The sequence below is a fragment of the Acetatifactor sp. genome (assembly GCF_982438285.1).
In genome coordinates, this window is sequence record NZ_CEWDFQ010000140.1 from 1 (window position 1) to 7,583 (window position 7,583).

Annotated in this window: 7 protein-coding genes; 5 read left to right on the forward strand and 2 right to left on the reverse strand. The window is 53.6% G+C overall.

The genetic code is table 11. From position 1 onward, the window contains the following. The 3 genes from AC1WIP_RS08400 to AC1WIP_RS08410 form a co-directional block, all read left to right on the forward strand. Positions 1-537, forward strand: a 537-nt coding sequence (locus tag AC1WIP_RS08400; RefSeq protein WP_481141421.1) for a hypothetical protein, incomplete at its 5' end; no start/stop codon positions are given. Positions 538-539: 2 nt separating this feature from the next. Continuing rightward, positions 540-2,777: an autotransporter outer membrane beta-barrel domain-containing protein gene (locus AC1WIP_RS08405; protein ID WP_481141422.1), complete on the forward strand. Its 2,238-nt coding sequence runs from the start codon at positions 540-542 to the stop codon at positions 2,775-2,777. After that, positions 2,677-3,033: a LysM peptidoglycan-binding domain-containing protein gene (locus AC1WIP_RS08410; protein ID WP_481141423.1), complete on the forward strand. Its 357-nt coding sequence runs from the start codon at positions 2,677-2,679 to the stop codon at positions 3,031-3,033. The genes AC1WIP_RS08405 and AC1WIP_RS08410 overlap by 101 nt, the downstream gene beginning before the upstream one ends. A 58-nt stretch (positions 3,034-3,091) precedes the next feature. Here the strand turns inward: AC1WIP_RS08410 and AC1WIP_RS08415 are convergent, their stop codons facing one another. Continuing rightward, entirely contained in the window at positions 3,092-3,775 is a 684-nt protein-coding gene (locus tag AC1WIP_RS08415) for a phosphatase PAP2 family protein (RefSeq protein WP_481141424.1), read from the reverse strand. Positions 3,776-4,054: 279 nt separating this feature from the next. Here AC1WIP_RS08415 and AC1WIP_RS08420 point away from each other — a divergent pair, with 279 nt between their 5' ends. Continuing rightward, the gene (locus AC1WIP_RS08420; RefSeq protein ID WP_481141425.1) at positions 4,055-5,278 is read left to right on the forward strand and encodes an MATE family efflux transporter; all 1,224 of its coding nucleotides are present in this window, start codon (positions 4,055-4,057) and stop codon (positions 5,276-5,278) included. Between the two features lie 82 nt (positions 5,279-5,360). On the opposite strand, the gene AC1WIP_RS08425 is transcribed toward AC1WIP_RS08420, so the two are convergent. Beyond that, a complete protein-coding gene (locus AC1WIP_RS08425; RefSeq protein ID WP_481141426.1) occupies positions 5,361-6,305 on the reverse strand; it encodes a diacylglycerol/lipid kinase family protein in 945 nt (314 codons plus the stop codon). Between the two features lie 166 nt (positions 6,306-6,471). Between AC1WIP_RS08425 and glyA the strand changes: the two genes are divergently transcribed. Continuing rightward, positions 6,472-7,583, forward strand: a 1,112-nt coding sequence (glyA, locus tag AC1WIP_RS08430) for a serine hydroxymethyltransferase (RefSeq protein WP_481141427.1), incomplete at its 3' end; no start/stop codon positions are given.

A 7,583-nucleotide genomic window follows, 5' to 3' on the forward strand; every position in this document is an offset into this window, starting at 1 on the left:
GGCCAATCTACTAGTGGCAGTGCAGGCGGAAATGGTCAGGGCATCAGGCCCGGCGCTGACGGTACCTACGAAGCCTATGGAGGCAGCTTTGCGCTGCCGGACGGCCTTGTCATCCCCGGCGGCGCCACCGTGACCGTTCCTGAAGGCATCGTCCTGACCGTGCCAGAGAGCACGACGCTGACCAACAACGGTACCATCACCGGGGCAGGCGGCCTGACCGTGGAGGGGGATGTAAAAGGCAGCGGCAGCCAGAGCCTTACGGGAACTGTCACAAAAAAAGACCAGGCTGGCAGCCCCGCCGCACCCACCACACGAGACATTGGCTCCATCAGTGTAACGCTGGAGACGCAATCCGGCGGGGTGGCCGGTGTGGAGTATGCCTGTGTGAAGGGAGCAGACGCGGCAGCGCCCACCGAGGAAGCGCGTGGCAGACCAGTTTCTTATTTAGCGGCCTGTCCCAGGCGGCAAAGTATACATTTTTTGCCCGGTACAAGGGGAATGGTTTTTATAACCCATCCCAGGCCAGCGCCGGCCTGAATGTGACAACTGTAAATGGCGCGCCGATTGTTGCCAGTGTCGTCCAGATTAACTATCAGGACGAAACCATTACCTTTGACGACAGCGCGCTGGAGATGAATACTTCCTCGAGTTTCGACGGAACATATATTGTTAACGGCGCCAGTATTTCAGGCTATATCCCGTCCCCCCCGCAGAGATACACCACTTTGTCTATACGATGGAAAGCGGCTGATGGTATCCCGGCCAGCGAAAACGGGTATGTCAGCATCCCGGCCCGGCCTGAAACGCCGTCCCAGGCCATCAACAATGCTACAGAGCAGATTACGATTTCTGCCGGGCAGGAGTATAAAATCGGCCCTGCAGGCGCTTGGACGGCAGTTACCACGGAGACCAATGTGACGGTTGCGCCGGGCGCGGCCATTTCCATCCGGGCCGCGGCCACGAAAAGCGCCTTCAAGAGTGAGGAACACACGGTGACCGCTCCGGGAAGAGCTGACGCTCCTGCTGTAACCATTGATTACGAAAATGAGACTCTATCCGGCACCGAGGAATCCATGGAGTATGGCGTGGTTCTTTCGGGGCAAAGCGTCCCCAGCCAGTGGATGGGCTGTTCGGATAATATGACGCTGTCCTCCCTGGGCTGGACGGGCAGCGAGCTGAGCATCTGCCTGCGCCCGGCGGCAACCACTGGCCAAGGCGGCAAGTACGCCAGCAATCCTGTTTCCCTGACTATCCCGGCCCGGCCTGAGACTCCCGCAGAGCCCTCGGTTACGGACCGGACAGATGAAAGCCTTACCATTGCCGCCGTTTACGGCGTGCAGTACGCCTGTGTGAGGGGAGCAGACGCTGGGGCGCCCGGCGATGATGGCGCCTGGCAGACCAGCGCAAATGGCAGCATCACCTTTTTTGGCCTGGCTGCCGGGACGGCGTACACCATCTATGCCCGTATTCCGGCTGTCACCACGGGTGATACCCCCGCCTTTGCCAGCGGGGTGTCCAGCACCCAAGTCACCACCAAAACCAGCGCGGGGGCGGCTCCCACCGTGAACCAAAGCGACATTAAAGTGACGGCCAACTCCATCACTTTGCCATATAACGAGGCGTGGGAGTACAGCACAAACGGCGCCGACTGGTACAGCGGTGAGGGCAAAAATGTGATCACCGGGCTGACGGCGGCCACGGAGTATACCTGCTATGTGCGTGTGGCGGAAACCGATACTGCGGAGGCGTCCCAAACCGCCGTTGTAACGGTCTACACCGCCCACGCTGCCCCGGCGGCGGGAGAGGGGTATACCATTGATTATGTGGCGGAAACTATCACCATAAATAACGGCTACGAGGTCAATACGGCGGAAGGCTTTGACGGGGCTTTTGTTTCCAGCGGCTCGCTGGCGGACTACATGGGCCAGACCCTCTATATCCGCCGGAAGGCTGGAGCAGGGGGCGCTCCGGCCAGCGAAACAGTGGCTGTTTCCCTTGTCCGGCCCGGCGCTCCCGCCGTGCAGGGCGTAAACGAGACGGTACAAGGCCGGAATGACGGCAGGATCATCGGCCTGACCCCGGGGACGGCCTATGAGATTTCCAGTGATAATGGAAGGAGCTGGGCGGATGTTATTTTGACCGGCACGGAGATCACCGGCCTTTCCCCCGGCGCCTATCAGGTGCGTGTCAAGGGCTCGGCTGTCAGCTTTGTCGGCGCGGCGGCTTTCATAGTGATTGCCACCGGCGACGTCCCCACTTATACGCTCAACATCACCGCCCCTGTCTTTGACAGCGTTTATACCGGCTACACCCAGCCGGAGGCCAAGGCGGTCATCATTTCCAGCGCCGGAAACAGCGATGCGGCCATTTCCAGCGTTGTGCTCACTGACGACGCAGGGGCATTTGTACTGAATAAGACGGACGGCACAGCCATCGCGGCAGGAGCCACAGATGAGACCACCTACACCATTCGTCCAAACGCCGGTCTGGACGCAGGCAGCTATACGGCCACCATCATGGTAACCTACAATGACGCAGCGGTGGCTCAGGCAGCAGTCAGCTTTACGGTTGCCAGACAGCCCGACAGCAGCGGCGGCTCTACAGTCTCCCAGCAGCCTGACAGCAGCGATGGCAGCTTTGCAGCCCCCCGAGGCAGAGGACGAAATGCCAGCCTATGTGATCTACACAGTCCAGAGGGGAGACACCCTTTGGGCCATTGCCCGGCGCTATGGCTGCACCGTTGCCGAGATTGTTACAGCAAACAGCGGACTGATTAGAAATCCCAATGTAATTTTTGCGGGCTGGCGGCTGAAAATCCCACAGGCGGCCCAGGCAGCAGGCACGGAAAGCCCGGATAGCCTTTTGCCGGACAGAAGATACCTGCTCTACACCGTAAGACGGGGTGACAATCTTTGGGCCATTGCCCGCAGATATGGCTGCACTGTGGAGGAAATTGCTGCCCGCAACAGTGGGCTGATTCAGAATCCGAATCTGATATTTGCGGGATGGGAGCTGAAGATACCACAGGGCTGAAATGGAGAATCAGGGGACAAAAAAACAGGAAGGCATGAGTGAAATGCCTTCCTGTTTTTTAACTGATCTGGGGCTTTGCATGTTTTTTGGAACGAAGGGTTCTGACTGCCATAACCAGGTCATAGCGGTAGACAACCAGAAACATCACAGCCGCCAGGGCAAATGCGGTGAGCACGTCGAACATGGAGTGCTGCTTTAAAAATACCGTTGACATGATAATGGAACAGCAAAGCAGCAAAGAGCACAGACGCAGGCCTCGCTTGTTTTCAAATTCCTTGCTGCGTATGATGGCAAAATGGGCTCCCAGAGAGTTGTACACATGAATGCTGGGCCAGAGGTTTGTGGAGGTATCCGTCTGCCACAAAAGCTCTACCATGTGGGTAAAAATGTTATCCCTTGGAAGGACGGCGGGCCTTAAATGATGGCCGTTCGGCCACAGGGTGGATACGATCAGGAAAATAGTCATACCCGTAAATAAAAAAATACATGTCCTGTAGTAATCCGTCTTATTTTTGAAAAAGAAAAACAAAACCACCGCAGCCACATAAACGAACCACAAAAGATAAGGGATAATAAATACTTCCAGGAAGGGGATGTAGTCATCCACAGCCATATGTATCACATGATATCCCCTGGTAACTGTTTTTTCCAGATGTGTAAACCAAGATACATAGAGAATGCCGTATAAAATAAGCGGAATGCCATGCCGATATTTGAGATAAAAATTTTTAAAATTTTTCATAAGAAACCTCCCTGCAGCTGCAGCCTGCTGAAAAAACCAAAGCTTTTGCCAAAAACAGCTGTTTTTAAAGACAACTTAAGTATAGCCTGAAAAAAATAAAAATCAATGACTTTTTTCAATACTTAAGCAATCTTAAGAAAAGCTTTAGGTTTGCGGCTTTCCCAAGCCACCTTGCCTGCAATAACACCTTGCTTCTGCCGCCTTGACAAAAGCACAGGCATATTTGCATAATGGTATGTGCAGAGACAAAAACAGTGGAAATCGCTTGGAGGGAATAGGATGAGTCAATATAAGCTGTTTGCAAAATATGTGATACCTTCAGTGCTGGCCTTTGCCTTATCGGGGATTTATACTATAGTGGACGGATTTTTTGTGGGACGAAGCACAGGAGATGCAGGGCTTTCCGCCATCAATATCGCATTTCCTGTGGTATCGCTGATACAATCTTTGGGCACCGGCATTGGCATGGGCGGCTCTGTTTTGTGGTCGGTGAAAAAGGGGACGGAAGGCGCGCAGGCCGCAGGAAAATATGTCCGCATCACACTGCTTTTGCTTTTGGCTGCCAGTGTGGCTGCAACAGTGGGGCTCTTTTTTCTGAATAACCCTGTACTGCGCCTGTTTGGAGCACAGGGAGATATGCTTGCTTTGGGGAAGGAGTACCTTGACGTGATTGTGCTGGGAGCCGCCTTTCAGATTTTTGCCACAGGCGTTGTTCCCATAATCCGCAACAATGGAAGCGCTTTTTTTGCGCTGGTGGTTATGATGTCCGGCTTTTTGACAAATATTGTGCTGGACTATCTGTTTGTATGGGTTTTGAATATGGGAACCTTGGGGGCTGCCGCTGCAACGGTTCTGGGCCAGCTGGTCACTACGATGGAGGCGGCTGTGTATTTGATTTATCATAAATTCCCTGTTTTGGGTTCTCTGTCCGGATTTGGGCGGATTGCAGGAAGTATTGGCAAAGTAGGTATCGCCCCCTTTGGGCTGACACTTTCTCCGATGGTATCTCTCATGCTGATCAACCGTTTCTCCATGTCAAAGGGAGGGGAAGCGGCGGTGGCCTGCTACGCCTGCATTGCCTATGCGCTGGCGATTGTGCAGATGCTGATGCAGGGGGTGGGCGATGGCAGCCAGCCCCTTATGAGCCAGTATTATGGAGAGGGAAAAAAGAAACAGGTGGTACAGACGAGAAGGACTGCCTATATTACAGCAGTCATACTGGCGGCCCTGTGCAATACAGCGCTGTTTTGCACCCGGGACGGTCTGGGAGCGCTGTTTGGGGCGTCAACAGACACGGGGGAGATGGTGGCGGAGGTGCTGCCCATATTTTTGCTTGGGCTTTTCTTTTATGCTTTTTCCAGAATTACAACTGCAGGCTTCTATGCCACAGAAAAAAACATCTACTCTTATCTCTGCGTTTATGCAGAGCCGGTCCTGCTTTTTGTACTGCTGCTTTTTTGCCGGAAATCTGGGGACAGCCGGGAATCTGGTGGAGTGTGGTAGCTTCACAGATTTTAACAGCCTCTCTTGCATTGGTATTGAAAGGAATGGGGGATGGGAAGGAGGAAGGGATACGCCCAAAACCTTAGCGCTTCTCTCCAGGAGGCACGATGAGCTTTAGGGCTTTGGGCAGGCAGGATACCGAAAAAGAGCAGGCTTTCTGTGTGACCTCTCCGTCTGTGTGAACCCAGAGGGGAGAGGTGGTCTGAATCTGCAGGGAGGCCGCCTGATAGGCATCGATGCCCCTGGCAAAATAATGTCTGCCCCAGAATGCAGTGGGAAGGGCAAAGAGCACCAGAAGCTTGGAGATATCCCCGGCGGCGCACAGGCTTAAAAGACCGTCCCTTGCGTCCGCATCGGGACAGAACATGAAGCCGCCGCCCTCGTAGGGGTGTATCATGCAGGTTACAAACAATAGTCTCTGGATATGTATCTGTTTTCCATTTTCAAAGGAAAGCTGGCAGGAAACCTTTTTTGCGGCTAACAGCTGCTTTAAGGCGATGGCCAGATAGGTCAGCTTCCCAAGTCCCAGCCTGTTCAGAACAGCCTTCATGGTGGAATGGAGCGCTTCTTCACAGACGGCCGCATCAAAGCCCATGCCGCAGCTGACGGCAAACAGCCTTTTTTTGCCGTCTGCATAGGTGATACAGCCAAGGTCCAGGGAAGCGGCGTTTGCGCCCTTGAGGATCAAATCCAGGGCGTCCAGGGGATTTTTGGGGAGCCTTAACGCTCTGGCAAGATCGTTGCTGGACCCGGTGGGAATATAGCCAAGCACCACTCTGGAGAGCTCTCTCATGCCTGAAAGAGCCTCATTTACGGTGCCGTCTCCGCCCAGTATGATCAGCCGAAGAAGTCCCTGGGGATGCTGGGAGAAGATTTGTGCCGTGATATCTGCGATCTCACCGGGTGCGTTGGAGAAGTAAGAGCGGTAGGAGATTTTTCTCTCACCCAGGGCGGGCTCGATTTGTTTTTTCCATATTTTAAGTCCTCTGCCTGAGCGGGAGGCCGGATTGATGATAATGTGATACATAATAAAACCTCTTTTCCCACCCATTGTACCAGCTTTGGAGGTTTTCGTAAATAAATTCATTTTTTTATTTCCATTCCCTATATTCTATGCTATAATCAAACTCAGAATTTTATCACACTAAAGCGTGAAAAAGACGGTGAGACCATTTAGAGGAGGATTTGACTTTATGTATTCATTGGATGAAGTGTGGAATGAGGACCCGGAGATTGCCCAGGCCATTGTGGATGAGCAGGCGAGGCAGAACAGCCATATAGAGCTGATTGCTTCCGAAAACTGGGTGAGCAAGGCTGTGATGGCAGCTATGGGAAGCCCGTTGACCAATAAGTATGCGGAGGGCTATCCGGGCAAGCGCTATTACGGCGGCTGCGAATGTGTGGATATTGTGGAAAATCTGGCTATTGACAGGGCAAAGGAGCTGTTTGGCTGCGATTACGCAAATGTACAGCCCCATTCCGGCGCCCAGGCCAATATGGCGGTGCAGTTTGCCGTGTGCAAGCCCGGCGACACCATTATGGGAATGAATTTAGACCACGGCGGACATCTGACCCATGGAAGCCCGGTCAATATGTCGGGAAAATATTTCCATATTGTGCCTTACGGTGTGAATGACGATGGCTTTATCGACTATGACAGGCTGCGCGAGATCGCGCTGGAGGCAAAGCCCAAAATGATCATAGCGGGAGCGTCCGCTTATGCCCGCACCATTGACTTTGCAAAATTCCGCCAGGTGGCGGATGAGGTGGGAGCGGTTCTCATGGTGGATATGGCCCATATTGCGGGACTTGTGGCGGCGGGACTGCATCCCAGCCCCATTCCCTATGCGGATGTGGTGACCACCACCACCCACAAAACCCTGAGAGGCCCCAGGGGCGGTCTCATTCTTTCCAATAAGGAAGCAAACGAAAAGTATAATTTCAATAAGGCCATTTTCCCTGGTATTCAGGGAGGCCCTCTCATGCACGTGATTGCCGCCAAGGCAGTGTGCTTTAAGGAGGCCTTAAGCGATGAATTTAAGGTTTACCAAAAGGGCATTATAGACAATGCCCAGGCATTGTGCAAGGGCCTGATAGAAAGAGGAATCAAGATCGTATCCGGCGGCACGGACAATCATCTGATGCTGGTGGATCTGACAAACTTCGGCCTGACGGGCAAGGCGGTGGAAAAGCTCTTGGATGCGGCACACATCACCTGCAACAAGAACACCATTCCCAACGATCCCCAGTCTCCCTTTGTGACCAGCGGCATCCGTCTTGGCACACCGGCGGTGACCTCCAGAGG

Excerpts from the sequence above, each read along its gene's own strand:
- AC1WIP_RS08415 (WP_481141424.1), bottom strand. The coding sequence starts at position 3,775 with ATGAAAAATTTTAAAAATTTTTATCTCAAATATCGGCATGGCATTCCG.
- AC1WIP_RS08420 (WP_481141425.1), top strand. The coding sequence starts at position 4,055 with ATGAGTCAATATAAGCTGTTTGCAAAATATGTGATACCTTCAGTGCTG.
- AC1WIP_RS08425 (WP_481141426.1), bottom strand. The coding sequence starts at position 6,305 with ATGTATCACATTATCATCAATCCGGCCTCCCGCTCAGGCAGAGGACTT.